We start from the raw sequence: 25,666 nt of genomic DNA, 5'->3' as shown, positions 1-25,666 counted from the left end.
AGCGCGCGATTATCTAGCAGCCCGCGAGACAACGCATCAGGGACAACGAAGTATTTGTAGCGAAACCCTGCGTTTTTAGGCATTAAAGTCGTTTTTCATACATTCAGGTCTGTAACAGAAAGGTCACAGGGCCATCATTGACCAAATACACCTGCATATCCGCGCCAAAACGCCCTGATGCCACCTTGCCATGCAATTGTTGCGCTTGTAACAACAAGTGATCAAAAAGCGCCGCTCCGAGGGCCGGCGGGGCTGCCGTGGAGAAGCTCGGCCGCAGTCCGCTTTTGGTATCCGCCGCCAGGGTGAACTGCGATACAAGCAGCAGCCCGCCGTCGACATCCTTCAACGACAGGTTCATCTTGCCCTCATCGTCGCTGAACACCCGATAGTTAAGCAGCTTGTGCAGCAGTTTATCGGCGCTCTCGGGCGTATCTGAAGGTTCGACGGCCACCAGCACCAGTAAACCCTGGTCAATTGCCCCAACTATTTCACCGGCCACCTCGACACGGGCGCCTCGCACCCGTTGCAACAAGCCCTTCATGCTTCCTCAGGCGGTAAATCAAGCAGGCGTCGTGCCATTTCGCCGGTTGCGCGGACCAGCGCATCGGTAATGCCGGGCTCGGACGCGGCATGCCCCGCCTCGCGAATCACCTGCAACTCACTGTTCGGCCAGGCCTGATGCAGGTCCCAGGCGTTATCCAGCGGGCAAATCATATCGTAGCGGCCGTGGATGATGACCCCGGGCAGATGGGCGATCTTGTGCATATCGCGAATCAGCTGGTCAGGCTCCAGAAACGAGTTATTGGTGAAGTAATGGCATTCAATGCGGGCAATGGACAAGGCACGCTGCGGCTCGGAGAAGCGCTCCACATGCTGCGGGCTCGGGCACAGGCCCAGCATGCGCCCTTCCCAGCCGGACCAGGCCTTGGCCGCGTGCATCTGGGCGATCTGGTCGTTGCCGGTCAGACGCTTGTGATACGCCGCGATCATGTCGTGACGCTCTTCCACCGGGATCGGTGCCAGGTAGTCCTGCCAGTAATCCGGGAACAGCCGGCTCGCGCCCTCCTGGTAGAACCAGTGAATGTCCTGAGGACGCGCCAGGAAAATGCCGCGCACGATCAAGCCATGCACACGCTCGGGGTGGGTTTGCGCGTAGGCCAGGGACAGCGTCGAACCCCAGGAGCCACCGAACAGCACCCATTTGTCGATACCCAGGTGCTCGCGGATGCGCTCAAGGTCGGCGACCAGGTCCCAGGTGGTGTTGTTTTCAAGGCTGGCGCGGGGGGTGGAGCGTCCGCAACCGCGCTGGTCGAAGGTGACGATGCGGTACAGGTTCGGATCGAAGTAGCAACGGCTCTGCGCGTCGCAACCGGAGCCGGGGCCGCCATGGATGAACACCACCGGCAGGCCCTCGGGGGAGCCGCTTTCATCGACGTACAGGGTGTGAACATCATCGACTGCCAGATCGTGCCGGGCATAGGGTTTGATCTGCGGGTACCAAGTCTGCATTGCGCGCTCCGTGGGGGTGTCGGGTTCATCCCTGGGGGGACGTCTATTATTCTGCCGTCTGGCATCATAAACCCGAATTGTGCAATGAGCATGTCCTTGAGCGCCTGGACCCGCGTCAGCCTTTATCGATAGTGCGCTTGCCCCCACGCCAGCAAGGCTTGCAGCAATTGTTTCAACACCACCTGGGTCGGCTCGGCCAGGTCCGGGCGATAGCGGAACGGCTCAACCTCTTCCATATACGTGCTCTGGCACAACTCCAACTGCACTGCATGAATATCCTGCGCCGGATTACCGTAGTGGCGGGTAATGTGACCGCCCTTGAAACGCCCGTTCAGCACGTGGGTGTACTGAGGATGCCGGGCGCAGATGGCTTCCAGCTGGCCGGCCAGTCCGGGATCGCAGGCGGCGCCATTGAAGGTGCCGAGGTTGAAGTCCGGCAATTTGCCCTCGAACAGGTGCGGGATCACCGAGCGGATCGAGTGCGCGTCGAACAGCAGCGCGTAGCCGAATTCGGCCTTGAGGCGCGCCAGTTCTTCTTGCAGCGTGCGGTGATACGGGCCCCAGATTTTCTGCAGGTAGGTGGCGCGCTCGGCCTCGGACGGTGCCTGCCCTTCACGGAACAACGGCACGCCATCGAACAGCGTCTCCGGGTACAGGCCGGTGGTGGCGCCCGCATAGAGCGGCTTGTTATCGGCTGGCCGGTTCAGGTCGATGACGAACCGCGAATACTCGGCCGCCAAGGTGCTGGCGCCCAGTTCCTCGGCAAAGTCATACAACAAGGGAATATGCCAGTCGGTGTCCGGCAGGCTTTGCGCCTCGGGGATCAACCCGGTCTCGACCGCAGGCGTCAGGCGCAGGCCGGCGTGGGGCATGCTGATCAGCAGCGGTACGCGGCCTTGTTTGAATGTCAGAACCTTATCCACAACGCTTCTCCTCAAACAGTGACGTCGACGCCATGGCGCACAACGCGTTTATCCAGCTCGCCACCCAGCCAATAGGCCAGGTCGGCGGGGCGATCGATCTGCCAGGCGACAAAATCCGCGACCTTGCCCACTTCCAGCGAACCATGGGTGTCGCCCATGCCCAAGGCGGTAGCCGCATGTTGCGTGGCGCCGGCCAGGGCTTCTTCCGGGGTCATGCGGAACAGGGTGCAGGCCATGTTCAACATCAGGCGCACCGACAGCGCCGGCGAAGTGCCGGGGTTGAGGTCGCTGGCGATGGCAATCTTCACACCGTGTTTGCGCAGGGCGTCCATCGGCGGCAATTGGGTTTCGCGCAGGAAGTAGAAGGCCCCTGGCAGCAACACGGCAACGGTGCCGGCAGCGGCCATGGCGATGGCATCTTCCTCGGTCATGAACTCCAGGTGGTCCGCCGACAACGCCTGGTAACGCGCGGCCAGGCTGGAACCGTGCAGCGACGAGAGTTGCTCGGCATGCAGCTTCACCGGCAAGCCCAGTTGCCGGGCGACTTTAAACACGCGCTCGACCTGCTCGGTGGAGAACGCCAGGTATTCACAGAACGCATCCACCGCATCCACCAGGCCCTCTGCGGCCAGGGCCGGCAGCATCTCATTGCAGATGTGCTCGATGTAGTCATCGGCGCGGTCCTTGTACTCCGGCGGCAACGCATGAGCCGCCAGGCAGGTGGCGCGCACGCTCACCGGCAGCGCTTCACCCAGGCGCCGCGCCACGCGCAGCATCTTGCGTTCGTTGGCCAGGTCCAGGCCGTAGCCGGACTTGATCTCCACCGTGGTCACGCCGTCGCGCAAAAGACTGCGCAGGCGCTTTTCGGCACTGGCAAACAATTGATCTTCCGTCGCAGCACGGGTGGCCCGCACGGTACTGGCAATACCCCCGCCCCGGGCCGCGATGTCGGCGTAGCTGACGCCTTCAAGGCGCTGCTCGAATTCGCCGCTGCGGTTGCCGCCGAACACGGTGTGGGTGTGGCAGTCGATCAGTCCAGGCGTGACCCACGCGCCTTGCAGGTCATGCACCTGGGCGTAATCCGCCGTCGGCGCCTGGCTGCGCGGGCCGATCCACTCGATCAGCGAGCCCGCAGTCACCATGGCGGCATCCTCGATAATCGAGTATTTGCCCTGGGCCATGGTTGCCACGTGGCAGTGTTGCCAAAGGGTTTTCATTAACGCCTCCCTAAGTTATCGATGAGACAAAGTCTATTCGAGCGTTGAGCCCGCGTTTCAAACCTTTTTCTGGCGGGTGCATTTCTCGTCCCTATTATTCTTATGAGGAGAAGATCGTTCCCACGCTCTGCGTGGGAATGCATCCTGTGACGCTCCGCGTCACTACTCTAAAAAGCGAACGCAGAGCGTCCGGGGCGGCATTCCCACGCAGAGCGTGGGAACGATCGGCGCAGTGGGGCGGCGACGTGTTAGAGACTTGGCAGCAGCTTGGCCGGCACCAGCTCATTCAGGCAGCGGCTGGCAAGCAGTTCGCTGGCGGCGATGATGTCCGGGGCGAAGAAGCGGTCCTTGTCGTAGAACGCCACTTTGTCACGCAACAGGCCACGGGCCTTTTCAAGCGCGGGCGAGGTTTTCAAGCCGTCGCGCAGATCCAGGCCCTGGCAGGCGGAGAGCCATTCCACAGCGAGAATGCCACGGGTGTTCTCGGCCATTTCCCACAGGCGCTTGCCCGCAGCCGGGGCCATGGACACGTGGTCTTCCTGGTTGGCCGAGGTCGGCAGGCTGTCGACGCTATGGGGATGGGCCAGTGCCTTGTTCTCGCTGGCAAGCGCCGCAGCGGTGACCTGGGCGATCATGAAGCCGGAGTTGACCCCGCCATTGCCCACCAGGAACGGCGGCAGTTGCGACATGTGCTTGTCCATCATCAACGAGATACGGCGCTCACTGAGCGAACCGATTTCGGCAATCGCCAACGCCATGTTGTCGGCCGCCATGGCCACCGGCTCGGCGTGGAAGTTACCGCCGGAAATCACATCGCCTTCGGCCGCGAACACCAGCGGGTTGTCCGACACGGCGTTGGCCTCCACCACCAGCACCTCGGCGGCCTGGCGGAACTGGGTCAGGCAGGCGCCCATGACCTGCGGCTGGCAGCGCAGGGAGTAAGGGTCTTGCACCTTGTCGCAGTTCTGGTGGGACTGGGACACCTGGCTGCTTTCACCGAGCAGGTCGCGATAGGCCGCAGCGGCGTCAATCTGCCCACGTTGGCCGCGTGCGGCATGAATCCGCGCGTCGAACGGCGAGCGCGAGCCGAGCACCGCTTCCACGGTAAGGCCACCGCACGCGAGAGCGCCGGCGAACAGGTCTTCGCCTTCAAACAGGCCGCGCAAGGCATAGGCGGTGGACACCTGGGTGCCGTTGAGCAGGGCCAGGCCTTCTTTGGCGGCGAGGGTCAGCGGCGTCAGGCCGGCGACTTTCAGCGCGTCGGTCGCCTCCAGCCATTCGCCCTTGTAGCGCGCCTTGCCTTCGCCGAGCAGCACCAGGGACATATGGGCCAACGGCGCCAGGTCACCGGATGCACCGACCGAACCTTTAAGCGGAATGTGCGGGTACACCTCGGCGTTGATCAGTGCGATCAGCGCGTCGATCACCTGCCGACGAATCCCGGAGAACCCACGGCTCAGGCTGTTGACCTTGAGCACCATGACCAGCCTGACCAGCGCATCGCTGATCGGCTCACCCACCCCAGCGGCATGGGACAGCACCAGGGAACGCTGGAGGTTTTCCAGGTCTTCGCTGGCAATGCGAGTCGAGGCCAGCAGGCCAAAACCGGTGTTGATGCCATAGGCGGTGCGGTTCTCGGCGAGAATCTGCTCCACGCACGCCACACTGGCTTCGATCTGCGCCGTGGCGCTGTCATCCAGGCTGAGGGTTACCGGCTGCTGGTAGATGGCCCGCAGTTGGGCAAGGCTCAGTTGGCCTGGAATCAGGGTTAGCGCAGTCACATTCATTCTCCTTGTGAATTGTTCTTCTAGGCATTCAATACAAATTCGGTGATGCGGTGTCTTTGATCAGGTCGGCGGCCGCGGCAATATCCGGCGCCAGCCAGCGGTCCTGCTCGTAAGCCGGAACCACTTCGCGCAGCAGGCGCCAGGCGCGGTCGGTGCCGGCGCCGAAGCGCTGGCCCTTGAGAAACTCGAACGCCTGGGCCGCCAGCAGGTATTCGATGGCCAGAATCTGGGTAACGTTGAGCAATACCTGATGCAGCTTGAGCGCCGCATTGGTGCCCATGCTCAAGTGGTCTTCCTGCAGGCCCGAGGTGACGAAGTTGTCGAGCACCGCCGGTTGCGCCAATTGGCGGTTCTGCCCGCACAACGACGCGGCGACGTACTGCACGATCATCATCCCGGAGTTGACCCCGGGGTTGCTCACCAGGAACGCCGGCAAGCCGCTGACGTGCGGGTTGATCAGGCGGTCCAGGCGACGTTCGGCCACCGAGCCGATTTCGGCCATGGCAATCGCCAGCAGGTCGGCCGCCAGCGCCACGGACTGGCCGTGGGGGTTGGCCTGGGACACTACGCGGTAGTTGTCCGGCGTGCCGAGGACCAGCGGGTTGTCGGTGGCGCTGTTGAGTTCGGTCTCGATCTGGCGGGTGGCGTGCGCCACCTGATCGCGCGCCGCGCCGTGGATCTGCGGGATCGAGCGGATGCTCAGGGCGTCCTGGGTACGGATGTCCCGGCTGGTGGCGATCACTTCGCTGCCGTCGAGCAAGGCGCGCAGGTTACGCCCGACTTCCTGCATGCCCGCATGGGGCTTGAGGGCAATGATTTCTGCGTCGAAGGCATCGATCTGGCCGCGCTGGGCTTCGAAACTCATGGCGCCGATCACGTCGGCCCATTGCAGCAAGTGATGCGCATCGGCCAGGGCCAGGCAGCTCAGGCCGGTCATGCACGGCGTGCCGTTGACCAGGCACAGGCCGTCCTTGGCGCCCAGGACGACGGGCTGCAAACCTTCGGCGGCCAAGGCTTCTTGTGCGGTCACAACCTGGCCGCGATAGCTGACGTTGCCGACGCCGAGCAGCGCCACGCCGACATGGGCCATGTGGGTCAGGTAGCCCACCGAGCCCTGGGACGGTACTTGGGGCGTGATGCCGTGGTTGAGCAGCGCCAGCAGCGCCTGCACCACTTGCCGATGCAGGCCGGATTTGCCGTGGCTGTAGTTGATGATGGCGGCGCAGATGATCGCGCGGGTCTGCTCGTCGCTCAAGACAGGGCCGACGCCGCAGGCGTGGCTGAGCAAGGTGTTGCGCGACAACTGGCTCAGTTGCTCGCCCTCCAGCGACACGTTGCACAGCGCGCCCAGGCCTGTGTTCACGCCATACGCGCGTTCGCCGCTGGCGACGATGCACTGCACGACGGCCTGGGCATTGTCGATCCGTGCCCAAGCCTGGCTCGAAAGTTCGAGCACTGCGCCGTGGCGGGCGACGGCGGCGACGTCCTGCCAGCGCATTGGGGTGTCGGCGATGATGATTGTTGTTGCCTGGGGCATCTTTGTACCTTCTTCAATTTTTGTGCAGCTTTGCCGGCCCTATCGGGGGCAAGCCCCCTCCCACCTTTGAAATGCATTCCCCTGTGGGAGGGGGCTTGCCCCCGATGAGGCCGGCAGCCTCAGCACCAAACCCGGATCAGACCACCGCCGCCCGCCGCTGAACAAAGCGATCCACATACTCATCCGCCGGCGAGTGCAAGATCTCGCGCGGCGTGCCGACCTGGATCAGCTTGCCGTCCTTGAGAATCGCAATGCGGTTGCCGATGCGCACGGCCTCGTCGAGGTCATGGGTAATAAACACGATGGTCTTGTGCAGGGTCTTTTGCAGCTCGAGCAACTGGTCCTGCATCTCGGCGCGGATCAGCGGGTCGAGGGCGCTGAAGGCTTCGTCCATCAGGATGATATCGGTGTCGGCCGCCAGTGCGCGGGCCAGGCCCACACGTTGACGCATGCCGCCGGAGAGCTGGTGCGGGTATTTGTTTTCATAGCCTTTGAGGCCCACGGTTTCGATCCAGTGCAGGGCGCGTTCGGCGCAGACCTGCTTGGTTTCGCCACGCACTTTCAGGCCATAGGCGACGTTGTCGAGCACGCTTTTGTGGGGCAACAGGCCGAAGCTCTGGAACACCATGCTGATCTTGTGGCGACGGAATTGACGCAGGGCTTCCATGTCCAGTTGCAGGATGTCTTCGCCATCCACCAGGATCGCGCCGCTGGTGGGGTCGATCAGGCGGTTGAAGTGACGCACCAGGGTGGACTTGCCGGAGCCGGACAGGCCCATGATCACAAAGATTTCACCGGTAGCGATGCTCAGGGACAGGTCGTTCACGCCGACCACGCAGCCGGTCTCGGCCAATACCTGGTCCTTGGTCTTGCCCTGGCCAATCAGCGCCAGCGCTTCCCTGGAGCGGTTGCCGAAGATCTTGAAGACGTTTTTGACTTCGATTTTGCTGACGGTAGTCATTTGCTCGCCTCATGCCGTGGACGACCATAGGCCTGGGTAATGCGGTCGATGACCACTGCAAGAATCACAATCGCCAGACCGGCCTCCAGGCCACGCCCGACGTTGAGGGTCTGGATGCCGACGAGGACATCTTCACCCAAACCACGCGCGCCGATCATCGAAGCGATCACCACCATCGACAACGCCATCATGGTGGTCTGGTTGATGCCCGCCATGATGCTCGGCAGAGCCAACGGCAGTTGCACGCCGAACAATTGCTGCCAGCGGTTGGCACCGAAAGCGTTAATGGCTTCCATGACTTCGCCATCGACCTGGCGAATGCCCAAGTCGGTCAGGCGGATCAGCGGCGGCGCGGCGTAAATGACCGTGGCGAAAATCGCCGGTACCTTGCCCAGGCCAAACAGCATCAGCACCGGGATCAGGTACACGAAGCTGGGCATGGTTTGCATGATGTCGAGCAACGGCATCAGCACCGAGCGCAAGCGATTGCTGCGCGCGGAAAGGATGCCCAGGGGAATGCCGATCAGCACCGAGATCACCGTGGCGACCATCATCAGCGCCAGGGTCTGCATCAGTTTGTCCCACAGGCCGACCGCACCGACGAGGAACAACAAACCGACTATCACGGCCGTGGTCACCACCTTGCGGGTGGCATGCCAGGCGATCACGCCAACGATGGCCAGCATCAACCACCAGGGCGCCGCGCGCAGCAGCCCTTCCAGATTGACGATGGCCCACAGCAGGGTGTCGGAGATGTGCCGGAACACATCGCCGTAGTTGGTGACCAGCGAGTCCACCCAACCGTTGACCCAGTCGGCGATGGAAAACGTAAAACTCTCGGGAAACATAGCGTGCTCTCGATCCAGTGGGTTGAGGCCAGGCGTCCGGCTGCCTCTCAGGGTAGCCGGACACGCTTTACCTACAAGGCCGCGTCGATTTTCCTGGCGGCGTCTTCGCTCACCCAGGCGTGCCAGACTTCAGGATGTTCCTTGAGGAAAATTTTCGCCAGCTTCGGCGACTCGATCCGTTCCTTGGCCATGCGGCCCAGGTTCTGGTTCAGCAGGTCGATGGGCAGGTTGACCTTTTCCAGCACGGCCACCAGTTCCGGCGCTTGCTCGTGGAAGGTCTTGGACAGGCCGACCTTGATGCTCACGCGCTTATCCACGCCCGGTTTTTCTTCCAGCTTGACCAGGTCCACCTGGCCCATCAGCGGCGTCGGCGACCAGTAGTAGAACAGGATCGGCTCGCCGCGCTTGTAGCTCGACAGTACCGCCGCGTCCAGCGCCGGGCCGGTGCCGGGGCGGAAGTTGGTGTAGGTGCTTTCCAGGCCGTAGCTCTTGAGCATTTCGCTGTTGTCCAGTTCACAGGTCCAGCCGGCCGGGCAGTTGTAGAAGCGGCCCTTGGACGGTTCTTCCTGGTCCTTGAACACGGCGGCGTACTTGGCCAGGTCAGCGATGTTCTTCAGGTCAGGCGCCTTGGCTTCCAGCTTGCGCTTGGCGTCACCTTCGATCACATAGCGCGGCACGTACCAGCCTTCAACCGCGCCAACCACCGGCGCGCCGACGCCGACGACCTTGCCGGCCTTCTCGGCCTTGTTCCAGACTTCGCTGCGGCCCACCCACTCCTCGGCAAACACCTGGATGTCATTACTGCCCAGGGCGTTTTCCATGGTGATGGAGTTGCCCGGCAGGCTGTCGGTTTTGCAGTCGTAGCCTTTCTCCAGCACGGTTTGCAGGATGTCGGTGAGCAACATGCCGCTTTCCCAGTTCAGCCCGGCGAATTTCACCGGCTTGCCGGATTCGCACCAGCCGGCCGCCTGGGCGCCGGCGCTTGCCAGCAAGCCCGCAGACAGCAACGTGGTCAGCAGGGTCTTATGCATTTTCATTATGTGACGCTCCCAATCATGAAATGGATTACGGCAGTCAAAAGGCGTCCTGCCTTGTCCACGTCCCATCAGGCTTGCGCAGGCAGCCCGTCTGTTGTGAGTAAAGCGCCCTGCTCTTTCGGCAGGATCAGATGATCGGGCACCGTGCCGTGCCATTTTTTCGCACACACGTAATACACGGCTGCAGGCAGTACCAGGCCGATGATCCAGGAAATATCCACGTCCCCCAGCGCAGCCACCAGGGGCCCCGTGTAGAACTTGGTTGAGATGAACGGCAACTGCACCAGCACGCCGAACACATAGACGCTGATCCCCAACAGGTTCCAGCGACCGTAGCGTCCGTTCGGGTCGGACAAGGCCGGCACGTCGTAGCGCTCGCGGGTGATGCAGTAGTAATCCACCAGGTTGATCGCGCTCCAGGGCGTGAAGAACGCCAGCAGGAACAGGATGAACGACTTGAACGCACCGAGGAACGAGTGCTGGCCGAGCAACGCGATCAGGGTTGCCGCACCGACGATGACGAGCACGAACACCAGGCGCTGCAAACGGGTGACCTCAAGGCGGCCACGAAAACCGCTGATGATGGTCGCAATGCACATGAAGCTGCCGTAGGAATTGAGCGTGGAGATGGTGACCTTGCCGAACGCGATGCTGAAGTACAGCAACGCCGCAGTGGCCCCCGTACCGCTCAAGCCAACGATGTAGGCCACTTCATGCCCGGCGAATTGGCCGTTGGACATGGCGGCGGCAAACACACCGAGCACCATCGCCACCTGTGCACCAATCACTGAGCCCGCACCCGCGGCGAAGAAGGTTTTCACCGATGACGTCTTGCTCGGCAGGTAACGCGAATAGTCCGCAACGTAGGGGCCGAAGGCGATCTGCCAGGAGGCCGCAAGCGACACCGCCAGCAGAAAACTGCTCCAGCTGAAGTGACGGATCTGCAGGAGTGCGCCAACATCGGTCTGGCTCATCAGGCGACTGAACAGGTAGACAAAGGCGATCACGCCGATGACGCTGGCAACACGCCCAATGAAATGGATCACCCGGTAACCAAGCACCGTGACCAGCACGATGACACTGGCAAAGATCAGGATGCCCACGCTGTCGCTGACCCCGAACAACTGGCCCAGCGCCTGCCCGGACAACACGGTGCCGGTGGCGGTAAAGCCCAGGTACATCAGGCACACCAGCACGATCGGGATGGCCGCGCCATACACGCCGAACTGCACCCGGCTGGAGATCATCTGCGGCAGGCCAAGCTTGGGCCCCTGCGCCGCATGCAACGCCATGACGCCGCCGCCGATCAGTTGACCGATCAAAAGACCGATCAACGACCAGAACACATCACCGCCCAGCACCACGGCCAGGGCCCCGGTGACAATCGCGGTGATTTGCAGGTTGGCCCCCATCCACAGGGTGAACTGGCTCAGTAGACGACCATGTCGTTCCGCTTCGGGGATGTAGTCGATCGAACGCCTTTCGATCAACGGGGTGGTGTCGTTCGCAGCCATGCTGTTCAACCTCTGATGGATTGTCTTTATGTAGTACACCGGCCAATGTGGGAGGGGGCTTGCCCCCGATGGCGGTGTATCAGCCAACAGATCAGGTGACTGATCCACCTCTATCGGGAGCAAGCCCCCTCCCACATGGGTTACTTGATCATCGGCAGATTCAGGCCCTGTTCCCTGGCGCAATCGATAGCGATCTGGTAACCCGCATCCGCGTGACGCATCACCCCGGTCGCCGGATCGTTATGCAGCACCCGAGCAATGCGTTCGGCCGCTTCGTCGGTGCCGTCACACACGATCACCATGCCCGAGTGCTGCGAGAAGCCCATGCCGACGCCGCCACCGTGGTGCAACGAAACCCAGGTCGCGCCGCTGGCGGTGTTGAGCAAGGCGTTGAGCAGCGGCCAGTCGGACACGGCGTCGGAGCCATCCTGCATGGATTCGGTTTCGCGGTTCGGGCTCGCGACCGAGCCGGAGTCGAGGTGGTCACGGCCGATCACCACCGGTGCCGACAATTCGCCGCTGCGCACCATTTCGTTGAAGGCCAGGCCAAGTTTGGCGCGCTGGCCCAGGCCGACCCAGCAGATACGTGCCGGCAAACCCTGGAAGCTGATGCGTTCGCGGGCCATGTCCAGCCAGTTGTGCAGATGGGCGTCGTCGGGGATCAGCTCTTTGACTTTGGCGTCGGTCTTGTAGATGTCCTGCGGGTCACCGGACAGCGCCGCCCAACGGAACGGGCCGATGCCACGGCAGAACAGCGGGCGGATGTAGGCCGGTACGAAACCCGGGAAGTCGAAGGCGTTTTCCACGCCCTCTTCCTGGGCCATCTGGCGGATGTTGTTGCCGTAGTCGAACGTCGGGATGCCCTGCTTCTGGAACTCCAGCATGGCTTTGACGTGCACGGCCATCGACTGCTTGGCTGCCTTGATTACGGCGGCGGGCTCAGTCTTGGCGCGGGCGCGGTATTCGTCCCAGGTCCAGCCGGCCGGCAGGTAACCGTTGAGCGGGTCGTGGGCGCTGGTCTGGTCGGTGACCATGTCCGGACGCACGCCACGCTTGACCAGCTCAGGCAAAATTTCGGCGGCGTTGCCCAGCAGGGCGATGGAGATGGCTTTGCCTTCCCCGGTGTACTTGGCGATGCGCGCCAGGGCGTCGTCGAGGTCGGTGGCTTGCTCGTCGACATAGCGGCTGTTCAAGCGGAAATCGATGCTGACCTGCTGGCACTCGATGTTCAACGAGCAGGCACCGGCCAGGGTCGCGGCCAGTGGTTGCGCGCCACCCATGCCGCCCAGACCTGCGGTAAGCACCCAACGGCCTTTGAGATTCGAATCGTAATGCTGGCGACCGGCTTCAACGAAGGTTTCGTAGGTGCCCTGGACGATGCCCTGGCTGCCGATATAGATCCAGCTGCCGGCGGTCATCTGGCCGTACATGGCCAGGCCCTTGGCATCCAGTTCGTTGAAGTGTTCCCAACTGGCCCAGTGTGGCACCAGGTTGGAGTTGGCGATCAATACGCGCGGGGCGTTGCTGTGGGTCTTGAACACGCCTACCGGCTTGCCCGATTGCACCAGCAGGGTTTCGTCGTCATTGAGGTGGGTGAGGCTCTCGACGATCTGGTCGTAGCATTCCCAGTTGCGCGCCGCACGACCAATACCGCCGTATACCACCAGTTCCTTGGGGTTCTCGGCCACTTGCGGGTCGAGGTTGTTCATCAACATGCGCAGCGGCGCTTCGGTCAGCCAGCTTTTGGCGGTGAGCGTGTTACCGCGGGCGGCGCGGATTTCGACGTCACGGTATTTTGTAGGCCTTGCTTTCGAAAAATCGGTCACAACTGGACTCCTCGGCGATCGATGCGCGGACTTGGACGGTGCGAAGAAGAGTCTTACGCACACACCTTTACTTGTATGTACAAGCATATGCAATCGAGCGGCCAACTTTCCGCGAGAGGGGCTTGGATTTTTTTGCACAGCGCGTGGGAGCCTTGGAAATTAAGGCTTCCAGGCTTGATGAAATTTCTTACAGAGGAATTTACGACGGGGGAAAGGTAGTCACGACAGCATGGCTTTGCGTCACGCTGGGGCATTCGGTAACAAATTGGTGCACAGGTTGGAAACGCCGCAGAAACAAATGTGGGAGGGGGCTTGCCCCCGATTGCAGAGTGTCAGCCACCAGATCTTTGGCTGATACACCGCTATCGGGGGCAAGCCCCCTCCCACATGTTTTAACCGCGCTGTGTCAGTTCGATGATGCAGCAGCGGCCACTGACCGAGATATCCAGCAAGCCGGTGTTACCGTCCACTTGCAGGCAATCGTGATGGCCGAGTTTCTCGCCCAGCACCTTCACCTCATCGGCAACGCTGAACACCAGCACCGTCCGGGCCGTGCTGAAAAAGCGTTGCACGCCATCCACCCACTGCAAGCGCGCATGGTAACGCTCAGGCGAGTAGATCAGGTTGAAATCGCGGATCGGCCCGGTGATCAAGCGGCACGACACCTGGCTGTCACCGGCAAAGGCAAACGGCTGCAGCGGTAACAAACCGCGCTGTTCCTCACCGTCGACGGTCAACACCATGCCCGCGCCCTTGATCACCGTAATCACGCGCTGGTAACCGGCGAAGGTGGAAAACCCGCCCGACTCGGCAATATCAGCGATCGACAGGCGCCAGCCGAAACCCTCAAGGCCGGTGCCCGCGTCGCGGGTGATTTCTTCGGTACTGCCGCCGCCGTTCTTCCACGGCATGCGCACATAGTCGGCGGCGCGCCAGACGTTGACTGAACTCATTTACTGAAGCGTCCTTCGAGGCTGTGCCGGGAACCGGGGTGAATCAGGCGCGCTGCCGTGACCGGCTGGCGGCCGGACCAGGTGCGCCGGCGAATCAGCAGGCAGGGCTCGCCCGCTTCGATCTGCAGCAGCTTGCATTCGGCGGCATCGGCGAGGATCGCTTCAACCACGTGCTCGCCTTCGGTCAGCGGGGCCACCTGGTTGAGGTAGGCGTAGGGCGTTTGCTGGGTGAAATCCTGCTGCAAGTATTCCGGGGCGACCAGGGCGTTGACGAAACGGTCTTCGATCTGCACCGGAATGTCGTTTTCGAAATGCACGATCAACGAGTGAAACACCCGCCCGCCTTCGCGCATTTCCAGGGCAACGGCGCGTTCGGAACCGGCCGCTTCCTCGCCCAGGGTAATGACCTGGCACGTATGGCGATGGCCACGGGAGGCGATCTCATCGGCAATGTTGTGCACTTCAAACAGCGCCGACTGACTCTTGGGCTCGGCGACGAACGTACCCACACCCTGCATGCGCACCAGCAACCCTTCGGCCGTCAGCTCACGCAACGCGCGGTTGATGGTCATGCGGCTGAAGCCCAGTTGGCTGACCAGCTCGCTCTCCGACGGCACGCGGTAATGGGGCGGCCAGTTGCCGTTGAGGATCTGCTGGCTGATCATCTGTTTGACGCGGGCATACAAGGGCGCCGGACTTTCGTCCATGTGGGCAGCCAGCGAAGACTTGGCAGGCGGAGTCGGCACGAGGAATCCTTGCAAGGGAAAAAGATGCATAGATTGCCGGAGTTTACCGAGCAGGCAAACGTCTGTATATGTATATACAAATAAACACACGACCGGGGTGACTTGATCATGTCTGCTTTCTTTGCCGAACGCGCGCTGCTGCCTGATGGATGGGCCAATGATGTACGTCTTGAAATCAGCGCCGATGGGCGGCTGACGAAGGTAGAGGCCAATGCCACGGCAGACGGCGCCGAGCGGCTCAGGGGGCCGGTACTGGCCGGCATGCCGAACCTGCATTCCCACGCCTTCCAGCGCGCCATGGCGGGCCTGGCTGAAGTGGCAGGCAATCCGAACGACAGTTTCTGGACCTGGCGCGACCTGATGTACCGCATGGTCGGCAAAATCAGCCCGGACCAGTTGCAGGTCATCGCCCGCCAGCTGTACATCGAAATGCTCAAGGCCGGCTATACCTCGGTGGCCGAGTTTCACTATGTACACCACGACGTCAGCGGCCAGCCCTATGCCGACCGCACAGAGCTGTCGCGCCAGATCAGCCAGGCAGCCGCCAGCAGCGGGATCGGCTTGACCCTGCTGCCGGTGCTTTATACGCATTCGGGGTTCGGTGGCCAGGCCCCCAACGACGGGCAGCGCCGGTTTATCAACAGCACCGAAAACTACCTGGATTTGCAGGCGCGCCTGCAGCCGATGCTTGCCGCGCAACCTGCGCAGCACCTGGGCCTGTGTTTCCACTCCCTGCGGGCAGTCACGCCCGAGCAGATCAAGCAAGTGCTGGCCGCCAGCGACACGGCTTGTCCGGTGCACATCCACATTGCCGAACAGCAAAAGGAAGTCGACGACTGCCTGGCCTGGAGCGGCAAACGCCCATTGCAGTGGCTGTATGACAATGTCGACGTGAATGAACGCTGGTGCCTGGTTCATGCCACCCATGCCGACTCCGATGAAGTGACGCGCATGGCCAGGAGCCGGGCGATTGCCGGTTTGTGCCTGACCACCGAAGCCAACCTGGGTGATGGCATTTTCCCGGCAGTGGATTTTCTGGCCCAGGGCGGCCGCATGGGTATCGGCTCCGACAGCCATGTGTCACTGAGCGTGGTGGAAGAATTGCGCTGGCTGGAATACGGCCAGCGCCTGCGCGATCAACGGCGCAATCGTCTGTATCGCGACGACCAGCCGATGGTGGGCCGCACGCTGTTCGATGCGGCGCTGGACGGTGGCGCCCAAGCGCTGGGGCAGCCGGTTGGCCGCCTGGAAGTGGGCAAGCGGGCGGACTGGATCGTGCTGGACGGTAACGATCCGTACCTGGCCACGGCCAGTGAAGACGGGATTCTCAATCGCTGGCTGTTTGCCGGTGGTGATCGGCAAGTGCGTGATGTACTGGTCAACGGCCAGTGGGTGGTGCGCGATGGGCGTCATGCTGGCGAAGAAGACAGCAGCCGGGCATTCACCCAGGTCTTGAGGGATTTGTTGAGCTAAAGGCCAACATCTAACCAATGTGGGAGGGGGCAAGCCCCCTCCCACATTTTGATTACTGCGAACTCTTGGCCATCTGCTTATCTGGAGTACGGAAGATCAACCGCGTCGTGTCATACCCCTGCTGCCGCGCCCTGCTCAGGAGGTCCTCACGGGTGTCGGCGCTCACCGTTGGCGTACGCGACAGGATCCACATATAACGCCGGCTAGGGCTGCCGACGATGGCCGTCTTGTAGTCATCGCTGACATACAGCACCCAGTAATCGCCCTTGGCGACGCCGGGCAGTAACGACGTAAACCAGTTGTCGAATTCCACCCAGAGCTTGTCGGTCTTGCCCGGCACCTGGGGCGTGGCCGTGCCTTTGGCTTCCTGCCATTTCCATTCAGGCGTCAGGCAGCGGTTGAACACCGACATGTCGCCATCGGGCAACAAGGTGTAGCGCGCTTCGGACTGCGCACAATTGCGCTGGAAGTACATCGGCAAGCGGGCCAGCTCATACCAGGTGCCCTGGTAACGCTTGAGGTTGACGTGACTCGCGGTCTTGGGTTGCAGATCATCGCCAGAATGGCTGGCACAGCCCGCCAAAAACAGGCTGGCGCAAAGGAACACAACAAAACGCATCATTCTTCTTCTCCCGCAGGCTCGCGCCCCGGTTTACTTCAGGCCTTGCCCGGAAAACATCAGAACCTTGTCACCGGCATACTGCACGCTGATAAAGCTGTTTTTATCGCCCCAGGTGCAACTGGACATGCCCAGTGCGCCGGAACAATCGGTCGGCTTGCCCAGCAACGACTCCACCTCGGCCTTGGCCATGCCGGCCGACAGCTTCTGGTAATTTTCTTGGTTGACCTTGCTGCAAGCGGCCAACAGCACGCAAAAAGCCAGCAGGGCGAGACGGCGTAAAGACATGGAAAAAGCTCCTGGAGAGACAAAGCAGCTGGGGTATCTGCCAGAAGCTTAGAAGGGAAAAGAGGTGTCTGGTTCCCGACGAACGAAAACAAAAAAGCCCCGAAAACGCTGAAACGTTTCGGGGCTCAGGGTAGGAACGATCATGAAGCGGGCTGTCTGGATGCCCGCGTCGCCTGTCAGCTTTTCGCGAGCAAGCTCGCGCCTACTTGTGATAAGCCGTCACACGCTCAACTTCTTCCTTCGAACCCAGGAACACCGCCACTCGCTGGTGCAGGCCTTCGGGCTGGATGTCGAGGATGCGCTGGTGGCCGTCAGTGGACGCACCGCCCGCCTGCTCAACCAGAAACGACATCGGGTTGGCTTCGTACATCAGGCGCAGCTTGCCCGGCTTGGAAGGCTCGCGGCTGTCACGTGGGTACATGAACAGACCGCCACGGGTCAGGATGCGGTGCACGTCGGCCACCATGGCCGCGACCCAGCGCATGTTGAAGTTTTTCTTCAACGGGCCTTCTTCGCCTTCCATCAATTCGTTGACATAGCGTTTCACCGGTTCTTCCCAGTGACGCTGGTTGGACATGTTGATCGCGAATTCCTGGGTGGAGGCAGGAATGGAGATGTCTTCGTGGGTGAGTACGAAGCTGCCCATTTCGCGGTCCAGGGTGAAGCCCTTGACGCCATCGCCCAGGGTCAGGACCAGCATGGTCTGCGGGCCGTAGATCGCGTAACCGGCGGCGACCTGCTCGGTGCCGGGCTGCAGGAAGGCCTTTTCGTTCAGGGCTTCGTTCTGGCTCAGGTATTCGTTCGGGCAACGCAGTACCGAGAAGATGGTGCCGACCGGGGCATTGATGTCGATGTTGGACGAGCCGTCCAGTGGGTCGAATACCAGCAGGTACGCGCCTTTAGGGTATTTACCCGGGATCTGGTAGGCATTGTCCATTTCTTCGGACGCCATGCCGGCCAGGTGACCGCCCCATTCGTTGGCTTCGAGCAGGATCTCGTTGGAGATGACGTCGAGCTTCTTCTGCACTTCGCCCTGCACGTTTTCAGTGCCCATGCTGCCCAGGACACCACCCAGTGCGCCTTTGGACACGGCGTGGCTGATTTCCTTACAGGCACGCGCCACCACTTCGATAAGGAAGCGCAGATCGGCAGGCGTGTTGTTGCTGCGGGTCTGCTCGATCAAATAGCGACTCAAGGTAACGCGGGACATGGAAGGCTCCGGAGAATGGGGGGCTGAAAACCCGCGCAGTTTAACGCGAGTCGGGGCGTATTTCCTCTAATCAGAGGATTTAACGCCAATAGAGTTCACGGCGTGGCGCAACGGGCCGCGCTGTATTTACACAGAACCCAATGTGGGAGGGGGCTTGCCCCCGATGGCGGTGTACCAGTCGACACCTGTGTAAACTGACACTGCGCAATCGGGGGCAAGCCCCCTCCCACATGTTGTATTGCGTTAGTTAGTCGAGGGCTTTCCAGATTTCGGTGGCGTATTCGCGGATGGTACGGTCCGAGCTGAACCAGCCCATCCGCGCCGTGTTCAACACCGCCGAGCGCCACCAGGCCTTGGAGTCGTGCCAATGCGCCTCGACCCGCGCCTGGGCGTCCCAGTAGGAGTCGAAGTCGGCACACACCAGGAAGCGGTCGTAGTCGATCAGCCCGTCGATCAACCCCACATACCGGCCCGGATCATCCGGCGAGAACACCCCGCCACGGATCGCTTGCAGCACATCGTTCAACCGGTGGGACGCGGCAATATCCGGCCCTGCATTGAATTCGCCGGCATGCTTGCGGGCTTCCACCTGCTGGGCACTGAGGCCGAAGATGAACATATGCTCGGCGCCCACGCGCTCGTGCATCTCCACGTTGGCGCCGTCCATGGTGCCGATGGTCAGCGCGCCGTTGAGGCCGAACTTCATGTTACTGGTACCCGACGCCTCGAAACCGGCGGTGGAAATCTGCTCCGACAAATCCGCCGCCGGAATGATGCTTTCCGCCAGGCTGACGTTGTAGTTGGGCAGGAACACCACCTTGAGCAGGTCGCGCACGGTCGGGTCGTTGTTGACGGTGCGGGCGATGTCGTTGGTCAGCTTGATGATCAGCTTGGCCTGGTGATAACTCGCCGCCGCCTTGCCGGCGAAGATTTTCACCCGCGGCACCCAATCGACTTCCGGCTCGGCGCGGATCGCCTGGTACAACGCCACGGTGTGCAGCAGGTTGAGCAACTGGCGCTTGTACTCGTGAATCCGCTTGACCTGCACGTCGAACATTGCCGCCGGGTTCACCGAAATGCCCAGGCGCTCATGGATGATGTCGGCCAGCGCCCGCTTGCTGTGCAGGCGTTGGTCGGCGAAGGCTTTGCGGAAGGTCTGCTTCTCGGCGAAGGTTTCCAGCTCGCCCAGCCGCGTTTCCATGGTGTCGAGAATGTCCGGGCCCAGCGCGTCCACCAGCATCGACGTGAGCTTGGGATTGGCCTGGTACAGCCAGCGACGGAAGGTGATGCCGTTGGTTTTGTTGTTGATGCGCTCCGGGTAGAGCTTATGCAGTTCGGAAAACACCGTGCTGCGCATCAGTTGAGTGTGCAGCCCGGACACGCCGTTGACACTGTGGGAACCGAGGAACGCCAGGTTGCCCATGCGTACGCGACGGCCGTTGTCCTCTTCAATCAATGACACCGCGCGCAGTACGTCGAAGTCATGAATGCCCTTGGCGCGCAGCGAGTCGATGTGTCGGGCGTTGATCAGGTAGATGATCTGCATGTGCCGGGGCAGCATGCGTTCCATCAAGCCGACAGGCCAGGTTTCCAACGCCTCGGGCAACAAGGTGTGGTTGGTGTAGGAAAGCGTTTCGACGGTGACGTCCCACGCGGCCTCCCACGGGATATCGTGCAGGTCGACCAACTGGCGCATCAACTCGGCCACGGCGATGGACGGGTGGGTGTCGTTGAGCTGGATGGCGGCATGTTCGCCCAGGCTCAGCACCGTGCCGTGCATGTTCTTGTGGCGGCGCAGCAAGTCCTGCAACGAGGCGGACACGAAGAAGTATTCCTGACGCAGGCGCAGCTCCTGCCCCGCTTCGGTGCTGTCGGCCGGGTAAAGCACGCGGGAGATGCTTTCGGCGCGGGCCACCTCGGCCACGGCGCCCAGGTGGTCACCGGCGTTGAAGCGTTCCAGGTGCAGGTCTTCCACCGCGCGGGCACGCCACAGGCGCAGTGTGTTGACGCTGGCGCCACGCCAGCCGACTACCGGGGTGTCATAGGCCACCGCGCGTACGGTTTCGCTGGGCGACCACACCTGAATCATCTTGCCGGACGCGTCCGCCAGGGTTTCCACGCTGCCGCCGAAACCGATCGGGTAGATCACTTCGGCGCGTTCGAACTCCCAGGGGTTGCCGAAATCCAGCCAGCGTTCGGTCTGCTCCTGCTGCCAGCCATCGACAATTGCCTGGCGGAACAAGCCGTGCTCGTAACGAATGCCATAACCGTGACCGGCAATGCCCAGGGTCGACATACTTTCCATGAAGCACGCCGCCAGGCGGCCCAGGCCACCGTTGCCAAGCGCCGCGTCGGGTTCGAGCAGGCGAATGCGCTCAAGGTCGACGCCGAGCTCGGACAGGGCTTCGCGAGCGATCTCCAACACGCCAAGGTTGCTCAGGCTGTCGTAGAGCAGGCGGCCGATAAGAAATTCCAGCGAGAGGTAATACACGCGCTTCTGGCCTTTGCGGTAGATGCGCCGCGTGTGGTCCATCCAGTGGTCGACCATCTGGTCGCGTGCGGCCAGGGCAATGGCCTCGAACCAGTCATGGTCGAAGGCGTGGTCCGGGTCCTTGCCCACCGCGTAGGTGAGTTTGGTCAAGACGGCATCGCGAAATGCGGCTACCTCTGCTTCTCGTGCAAGTGGTTCCTGAGACATCAATTGCGACCTCGGGCGAGATAGAAGGAGTTGCTAGAGCCTAGACGGTCTGACAGACGGTAGACGCTCTGGTTCGTCAATTTTTTAACTCATTCACGGTTGCGTGAATTTGATGCAGAGGTCGTGCCCGATCGCCGTTCGCGCAGAAACCCTGAAAAGATTGTTCAAAAAACCACCAATCCCGGTATGATCGCGCGCCCGGATACAGCCCCACCTTTTGGAACCCCGATGAAGCCTCAACTGATCGCCGCCGCGGAACTCGACCGTCTCGAGACCTGGCAGAAATATTCCGCCCACATGTGCGGCGGCTGCGTGTCCAGCTGCTGCACGCTGCCGGTCGAGGTGAAGATCAAGGACCTGATCCGCATTGGCATCGTCGATGAGTTCGAGCGCGGCGACCCGCCGAAGAACATCGCCAAGCGCTTGCAAAAGGAAGGCATCGTCGAGCGCTACAACAATAAATCCGAGATTTTTACCCTGCAGCGCATGAGCAACAATGATTGCTTGTACCTGGATCGTAAGACGCGCTTCTGCACTATTTATGACAAGCGCCCGGATACCTGCCGCAATCACCCCAAGATCGGCCCGCGGCCGGGGTATTGCGCGTACAAGCCGAAAGAAGTGGTGCGCGAGACCAAGTTCAAGACCCTCGATAAGTTCTGATCCAGGGTTTGTGGGGCTCTCAAGGGCCTCATCGGGGGCAAGCCCCCTCCCACACTTGAATGTGTTCACAGATCAAAATGTGGGAGGGGGCTTGCCCCCGATAGGGCCAGTACAGACACCACACAAACAGCAGGCATAAAAAAACGCCCCCGGCCTTTCGACCGGGGGCGTTTTTCATTCAGCCTGAGTTAACTCAGTTCTTGGCTTTCTTGGCAGCGCGGGTACGCTCGCCTTCGTCCAGGATCTTCTTACGCAGGCGGATCGACTTAGGCGTGACTTCACACAGCTCGTCGTCCTGGATGAATTCCAGGGCCTGTTCCAGGGTGAAGCGAACAGGTGGAACCAGAGCGATGGTTTCGTCTTTACCCGAAGCACGCATGTTGTCGAGCTTCTTGCCTTTGGTTGGGTTGACGCCCATGTCGTTGTCACGGCTGTTCAGACCAACGATCTGACCGTTGTAGATCTCTTGACCGTGTTCAACGAACAGCTTGCCACGTGCCTGAAGGGTTTCCAGGGAGTAGGTCAGCGCCTTGCCGGTTTCTACCGATACCAGAACACCGTTCTGACGACCGGACATGTCGCCGGACTTCATGGTGTCGTAGCGATCGAAGATCGAGGTCAGGATGCCAGCACCGTTGGTCAGGGTCAGGAACTGGTTACGGAAACCGATCAGGCCACGCGCAGGGATGTTGTATTCCAGACGTACACGGCCCTTGCCATCCGGCACCATGTTGGTCAGGTCGCCCTTACGCAGGCCCATCTCTTCCATGACCTTGCCCTGGGATTCTTCAGGGGTGTCGATGGTGACGTTTTCGAACGGTTCCTGCTTCACGCCGTCAACCTGACGGATGATCACTTCCGGACGACCAACACCCATTTCGAAGCCTTCGCGACGCATGGTTTCGATCAGTACCGAGAGGTGCAGCTCACCACGGCCGGAGACCTTGAACTTGTCGGCCGAGTCGCCTTCTTCAACGCGCAGTGCAACGTTGTACAGCAGCTCTTTGTCCAGACGCTCCTTGATGTTACGGGAGGTCACGAACTTGCCTTCCTTACCGCAGAACGGCGAGTCGTTCACCTGGAAGGTCATGGAAACGGTTGGCTCGTCAACGGTCAGAGGCTTCATCGCCTCGACGGTGTCCGGCTGGCACAGGGTGTCGGAGATGAACAGCGAGTCCATGCCGCTGACGCACACGATGTCACCGGCGAAGGCTTCTTCAACGTCGATGCGGTGCAGGCCGTGGTGACCCATCAGCTTCAGGATACGACCGTTACGCTTCTTGCCGTCGGCGCCGATGGCAACAACCGGGGTGTTCGGCTTGACGCTGCCACGCGCGATACGGCCAACGCCGATAACACCCAGGAAGCTGTTGTAGTCCAGTGCCGAGATTTGCATCTGGAACGGACCGTCACGGTCAACCTTCGGTGGTGGAACGTGGTCAACGATTGCTTGGTACAGCGGGGTCATGTCTTCCGCCATGGCGGTGTGTTCCAGACCGGCAATACCGTTCAGGGCCGAGGCGTAGATGACTTGGAAGTCCAGCTGTTCTTCGGTAGCGCCGAGGTTGTCGAACAGGTCGAAGATCTGGTCCAGAACCCAGTCCGGACGCGCGCCTGGACGGTCAACCTTGTTGATGCACACGATCGGACGCAGGCCGGCTTCGAACGCCTTCTTGGTCACGAAACGGGTTTGCGGCATAGGGCCGTCTTGAGCGTCAACCAGCAGCAGAACGGAGTCAACCATCGACATTACGCGTTCTACTTCGCCGCCGAAGTCGGCGTGGCCCGGGGTGTCCACGATGTTGATGTGGTAGCCGTTCCAGTTGATGGCGGTGTTTTTCGCCAGGATGGTAATACCGCGCTCTTTTTCCTGGTCGTTGGAGTCCATCACGCGCTCGTCGTTGAGCTCGTTGCGCTCCAGGGTGCCGGATTGACGCAGGAGTTTGTCTACCAGGGTGGTTTTACCATGGTCAACGTGAGCAATGATGGCGATGTTACGTAGATTTTCGATCACTTGTGTATCTCGATCAGAGGATTCGGTGTGCTGACAGGTCGTGGCAGCGATTAACAGTAGAGTCAGGCCTTGCCGTTACAGCTTGACGGCAGAGTCGGGGGGCCGGTGACGCAGGCCACAGGCAAACAGCCCCGGGCTCTTAGCTCGGTCGATAAACGCGCACATTGGCATGCCCCTCACTGAGCAAATGGTGGGCATGCAGGCGACTCATCACGCCTTTGTCGCAATACAGCAGGTACTGACGGCTGTCATCCAGTTCCTTGAAACGCGCGTTCAATGCATAAAACGGCAGCGTTTGTACGTCGATGCCAGGAATCTCCAGGGGCTCGTCTTCGGCGGCATCCGGGTGACGGATGTCGACGATGATCTGGCCGGCCAGGGCTTCGCTGACTTCTTCGATCTGCACATCCTGGCCCAGCTCGTCGATGACGCGATCGATCGGGACCAGTTTGGCGTTCTCGAGCGCACGCTCCAGAATCGCCATGTCGAACTGTTGTTCTTCATACTCCACGCGGTTGCGCTTGGCGTGGGTCTTGGGGTTCACCGAAATGACCCCGCAATACTCGGGCATATGCTTGGCAAAGTCGGCGGTGCCGATTTCTTCTGCCAGGTCGATGATGTCCTGCTTGTGGCTGGCGATCAGCGGGCGCAGCACCAGCTTCTCGGTCACGCAGTCGATCAACGACAGGTTCGGCAACGTCTGGCTGGATACCTGGGAGATCGCTTCACCGGTCACCAGCGCATCGATCTGCAACTGGTCGGCGATCCGGGACGCGGCGCGCAACATCATACGCTTCAAAACTACGCCCATATGACTGTTATCGACTTTGCCGAGAATTTCGCCCAGCACTTCTTCGAACGGCACGCTTACAAATAGCACGCGCTGGGAGCTGCCGTACTTCTTCCAGATAAAGTGCGCCACTTCCATCACGCCCAATTCGTGTGCACGACCGCCCAGGTTGAAGAAGCAGAAGTGGCTCATCAGGCCGCGCCGCATGATCTGGTAGGCCGCGACCGTGGAATCGAAACCGCCGGACATCAACACCAGGGTCTGTTCCAGGGCGCCCAGCGGGTAACCGCCGATGCTGTTGTGCTGGCTGTGGATCACAAACAACCGTTGGTCGCGAATTTCCATGCGCACTTCGATTTGCGGCGCTTTGAGGGAGATTCCGGCCGCGCCGCACTCGCGACGCAGCTTGCTGCCGACGTATTTCTCCACATCCATGGAGCTGAACGGATGCTTGCCGGCGCGCTTGCAACGCACCGAAAAAATCTTGCCGGCAAGCTCATCACCAAAGTGCAGCCGGCACTTCTCGGTGATGTCGTCGAAGTCGCCCAGCGGGTACTCGTCCACTTGCAGGAAATGCGCGATGCCCGGCATGCAGCTCAGGCGCTCGGTCATGTCCTTCAAGGCTTTGGCGTCGGTCAGGCGGGTTTCCAGCTCGAGATTGTCCCACACGCCGTTCACCACCACAGCCGGGTCCAGATCGCGGAGCACGGCACGGATGTTCTTGGCCAACTGACGGATGAAACGCATCCGTACCGGTCGGCTCTTGATGGTGATCTCGGGGAAGACTTTTACGATTAATTTCATGGAAACAGCGCGCGCCGGGCCTGCTGAAAAAGGGGGGCGCGGATTATAGCGGAAATCGCTCAAGGTTTAACCAGTTAATATGCATCGCATGTGCAACGCACCAAAACAGGTCATTTGCACCCAATAACGCTACATTGCGGTGCGACATTTATCACTCGTTGGCCGTTTGCACCGTTATAGGGGCCATTTTGAAGCAAAAAGACCATGTTGGCGCACTGGCATGCAATTTGCTCTCTTGTGAGGCAGGTT

The 25,666-nt window shown here is 61.1% G+C and carries 21 protein-coding genes; 2 read left to right on the top strand and 19 right to left on the bottom strand.

Annotated elements, in window-relative coordinates; translation table 11 throughout:
* Positions 1-103: 103 nt before the first annotated feature.
* The 13 genes from dtd to hutC form a co-directional block, all read right to left on the bottom strand.
* Positions 104-541, bottom strand: coding sequence for a D-aminoacyl-tRNA deacylase (gene dtd, locus BOP93_RS01775; protein ID WP_104501342.1), 438 nt, complete (start codon positions 539-541; stop codon positions 104-106).
* Entirely contained in the window at positions 538-1,509 is a 972-nt protein-coding gene (gene pip / locus BOP93_RS01770; protein WP_104501341.1) for a prolyl aminopeptidase, read from the bottom strand. Before pip ends, dtd begins: the two co-directional genes overlap by 4 nt.
* 122 nt (positions 1,510-1,631) lie before the next feature.
* Positions 1,632-2,432 carry an N-formylglutamate deformylase gene (gene hutG / locus BOP93_RS01765; RefSeq protein ID WP_104501340.1) on the bottom strand — a complete coding sequence of 267 codons (801 nt, stop codon included), beginning with the start codon at positions 2,430-2,432 and terminating at the stop codon, positions 1,632-1,634.
* Positions 2,433-2,443: 11 nt separating this feature from the next.
* Positions 2,444-3,649, bottom strand: coding sequence for an imidazolonepropionase (gene hutI / locus BOP93_RS01760; RefSeq protein ID WP_104501339.1), 1,206 nt, complete (start codon positions 3,647-3,649; stop codon positions 2,444-2,446).
* 248 nt (positions 3,650-3,897) lie between these two features.
* Entirely contained in the window at positions 3,898-5,436 is a 1,539-nt protein-coding gene (gene hutH / locus BOP93_RS01755) for a histidine ammonia-lyase (protein ID WP_104501338.1), read from the bottom strand.
* Between the two features lie 28 nt (positions 5,437-5,464).
* The gene (gene hutH / locus BOP93_RS01750; protein WP_104501337.1) at positions 5,465-6,973 is read right to left on the bottom strand and encodes a histidine ammonia-lyase; all 1,509 of its coding nucleotides are present in this window, start codon (positions 6,971-6,973) and stop codon (positions 5,465-5,467) included.
* Between the two features lie 136 nt (positions 6,974-7,109).
* Positions 7,110-7,934, bottom strand: coding sequence for a quaternary amine ABC transporter ATP-binding protein (locus BOP93_RS01745; protein WP_065885735.1), 825 nt, complete (start codon positions 7,932-7,934; stop codon positions 7,110-7,112).
* Positions 7,931-8,782: an ABC transporter permease gene (locus BOP93_RS01740; RefSeq protein WP_065885736.1), complete on the bottom strand. Its 852-nt coding sequence runs from the start codon at positions 8,780-8,782 to the stop codon at positions 7,931-7,933. Before BOP93_RS01740 ends, BOP93_RS01745 begins: the two co-directional genes overlap by 4 nt.
* A gap of 71 nt (positions 8,783-8,853) precedes the next feature.
* The gene (locus BOP93_RS01735) at positions 8,854-9,819 is read right to left on the bottom strand and encodes an ABC transporter substrate-binding protein (protein ID WP_104501336.1); all 966 of its coding nucleotides are present in this window, start codon (positions 9,817-9,819) and stop codon (positions 8,854-8,856) included.
* 68 nt (positions 9,820-9,887) lie between these two features.
* Positions 9,888-11,333 (bottom strand): purine-cytosine permease family protein, encoded by a 1,446-nt coding sequence (locus tag BOP93_RS01730; protein ID WP_065935779.1) that lies wholly within the window; start codon positions 11,331-11,333, stop codon positions 9,888-9,890.
* Between the two features lie 140 nt (positions 11,334-11,473).
* Entirely contained in the window at positions 11,474-13,159 is a 1,686-nt protein-coding gene (gene hutU, locus BOP93_RS01725) for a urocanate hydratase (protein ID WP_104501335.1), read from the bottom strand.
* Positions 13,160-13,551: 392 nt separating this feature from the next.
* Complete coding sequence (locus tag BOP93_RS01720) at positions 13,552-14,112, bottom strand: HutD/Ves family protein (protein WP_104501334.1); 561 nt, start codon at positions 14,110-14,112, stop codon at positions 13,552-13,554.
* Positions 14,109-14,819: a histidine utilization repressor gene (gene hutC, locus BOP93_RS01715; protein ID WP_170827588.1), complete on the bottom strand. Its 711-nt coding sequence runs from the start codon at positions 14,817-14,819 to the stop codon at positions 14,109-14,111. Before hutC ends, BOP93_RS01720 begins: the two co-directional genes overlap by 4 nt.
* Before the next feature lie 147 nt (positions 14,820-14,966).
* On the opposite strand from hutC, the gene BOP93_RS01710 reads away from it, so the two are divergent.
* On the top strand, positions 14,967-16,331 hold the full coding sequence (locus tag BOP93_RS01710; protein ID WP_104501333.1) for a formimidoylglutamate deiminase: 1,365 nt from the start codon (positions 14,967-14,969) through the stop codon (positions 16,329-16,331).
* A 52-nt stretch (positions 16,332-16,383) separates the two neighbouring features.
* Here the strand turns inward: BOP93_RS01710 and BOP93_RS01705 are convergent, their stop codons facing one another.
* From BOP93_RS01705 to BOP93_RS01690, 4 genes are all read right to left on the bottom strand, one after another.
* Complete coding sequence (locus BOP93_RS01705) at positions 16,384-16,953, bottom strand: lipocalin family protein (RefSeq protein WP_104501332.1); 570 nt, start codon at positions 16,951-16,953, stop codon at positions 16,384-16,386.
* Between the two features lie 30 nt (positions 16,954-16,983).
* Entirely contained in the window at positions 16,984-17,238 is a 255-nt protein-coding gene (locus BOP93_RS01700) for a lipoprotein (protein ID WP_033897714.1), read from the bottom strand.
* A 202-nt stretch (positions 17,239-17,440) separates the two neighbouring features.
* The gene (locus tag BOP93_RS01695; RefSeq protein WP_065885744.1) at positions 17,441-18,448 is read right to left on the bottom strand and encodes a class 1 fructose-bisphosphatase; all 1,008 of its coding nucleotides are present in this window, start codon (positions 18,446-18,448) and stop codon (positions 17,441-17,443) included.
* 247 nt (positions 18,449-18,695) lie between these two features.
* Positions 18,696-21,146, bottom strand: coding sequence for a glycogen/starch/alpha-glucan phosphorylase (locus BOP93_RS01690; RefSeq protein ID WP_104501331.1), 2,451 nt, complete (start codon positions 21,144-21,146; stop codon positions 18,696-18,698).
* A gap of 228 nt (positions 21,147-21,374) precedes the next feature.
* Here BOP93_RS01690 and BOP93_RS01685 point away from each other — a divergent pair, with 228 nt between their 5' ends.
* Complete coding sequence (locus BOP93_RS01685) at positions 21,375-21,809, top strand: YkgJ family cysteine cluster protein (RefSeq protein ID WP_024072902.1); 435 nt, start codon at positions 21,375-21,377, stop codon at positions 21,807-21,809.
* A 193-nt stretch (positions 21,810-22,002) separates the two neighbouring features.
* Here BOP93_RS01685 and typA read toward each other — a convergent pair whose 3' ends face one another.
* Together typA and thiI are read right to left on the bottom strand one after the other, a co-directional pair.
* Positions 22,003-23,823, bottom strand: a complete 1,821-nt coding sequence (gene typA, locus BOP93_RS01680; protein WP_034117299.1) for a translational GTPase TypA — start codon at positions 23,821-23,823, stop codon at positions 22,003-22,005.
* Between the two features lie 139 nt (positions 23,824-23,962).
* Complete coding sequence (gene thiI / locus BOP93_RS01675) at positions 23,963-25,417, bottom strand: tRNA uracil 4-sulfurtransferase ThiI (RefSeq protein ID WP_104501330.1); 1,455 nt, start codon at positions 25,415-25,417, stop codon at positions 23,963-23,965.
* Between the last annotated feature and the right edge of the window lie 249 nt (positions 25,418-25,666).

The sequence above is a fragment of the Pseudomonas orientalis genome, from assembly GCF_002934065.1.
Lineage (GTDB): Bacteria > Pseudomonadota > Gammaproteobacteria > Pseudomonadales > Pseudomonadaceae > Aquipseudomonas > Aquipseudomonas orientalis_A.
Note: the sequence above shows the minus strand (reverse complement) of the source record. Positions and strands in the feature narration are given on the sequence as shown.

Bases quoted from the DNA above. Each gene is read 5' to 3' on its own strand.
- dtd (WP_104501342.1), bottom strand. From the start codon at position 541: ATGAAGGGCTTGTTGCAACGGGTGCGAGGCGCCCGTGTCGAGGTGGCC.
- pip (WP_104501341.1), bottom strand. From the start codon at position 1,509: ATGCAGACTTGGTACCCGCAGATCAAACCCTATGCCCGGCACGATCTG.
- hutI (WP_104501339.1), bottom strand. From the start codon at position 3,649: ATGAAAACCCTTTGGCAACACTGCCACGTGGCAACCATGGCCCAGGGC.
- hutH (WP_104501338.1), bottom strand. From the start codon at position 5,436: ATGAATGTGACTGCGCTAACCCTGATTCCAGGCCAACTGAGCCTTGCC.
- hutH (WP_104501337.1), bottom strand. From the start codon at position 6,973: ATGCCCCAGGCAACAACAATCATCATCGCCGACACCCCAATGCGCTGG.
- BOP93_RS01745 (WP_065885735.1), bottom strand. From the start codon at position 7,934: ATGACTACCGTCAGCAAAATCGAAGTCAAAAACGTCTTCAAGATCTTC.
- BOP93_RS01740 (WP_065885736.1), bottom strand. From the start codon at position 8,782: ATGTTTCCCGAGAGTTTTACGTTTTCCATCGCCGACTGGGTCAACGGT.
- BOP93_RS01735 (WP_104501336.1), bottom strand. From the start codon at position 9,819: ATGAAAATGCATAAGACCCTGCTGACCACGTTGCTGTCTGCGGGCTTG.
- BOP93_RS01730 (WP_065935779.1), bottom strand. From the start codon at position 11,333: ATGGCTGCGAACGACACCACCCCGTTGATCGAAAGGCGTTCGATCGAC.
- BOP93_RS01720 (WP_104501334.1), bottom strand. From the start codon at position 14,112: ATGAGTTCAGTCAACGTCTGGCGCGCCGCCGACTATGTGCGCATGCCG.
- hutC (WP_170827588.1), bottom strand. From the start codon at position 14,819: ATGGACGAAAGTCCGGCGCCCTTGTATGCCCGCGTCAAACAGATGATC.
- BOP93_RS01710 (WP_104501333.1), top strand. From the start codon at position 14,967: ATGTCTGCTTTCTTTGCCGAACGCGCGCTGCTGCCTGATGGATGGGCC.
- BOP93_RS01705 (WP_104501332.1), bottom strand. From the start codon at position 16,953: ATGATGCGTTTTGTTGTGTTCCTTTGCGCCAGCCTGTTTTTGGCGGGC.
- BOP93_RS01700 (WP_033897714.1), bottom strand. From the start codon at position 17,238: ATGTCTTTACGCCGTCTCGCCCTGCTGGCTTTTTGCGTGCTGTTGGCC.
- BOP93_RS01695 (WP_065885744.1), bottom strand. From the start codon at position 18,448: ATGTCCCGCGTTACCTTGAGTCGCTATTTGATCGAGCAGACCCGCAGC.
- BOP93_RS01690 (WP_104501331.1), bottom strand. From the start codon at position 21,146: ATGTCTCAGGAACCACTTGCACGAGAAGCAGAGGTAGCCGCATTTCGC.
- BOP93_RS01685 (WP_024072902.1), top strand. From the start codon at position 21,375: ATGAAGCCTCAACTGATCGCCGCCGCGGAACTCGACCGTCTCGAGACC.
- thiI (WP_104501330.1), bottom strand. From the start codon at position 25,417: ATGAAATTAATCGTAAAAGTCTTCCCCGAGATCACCATCAAGAGCCGA.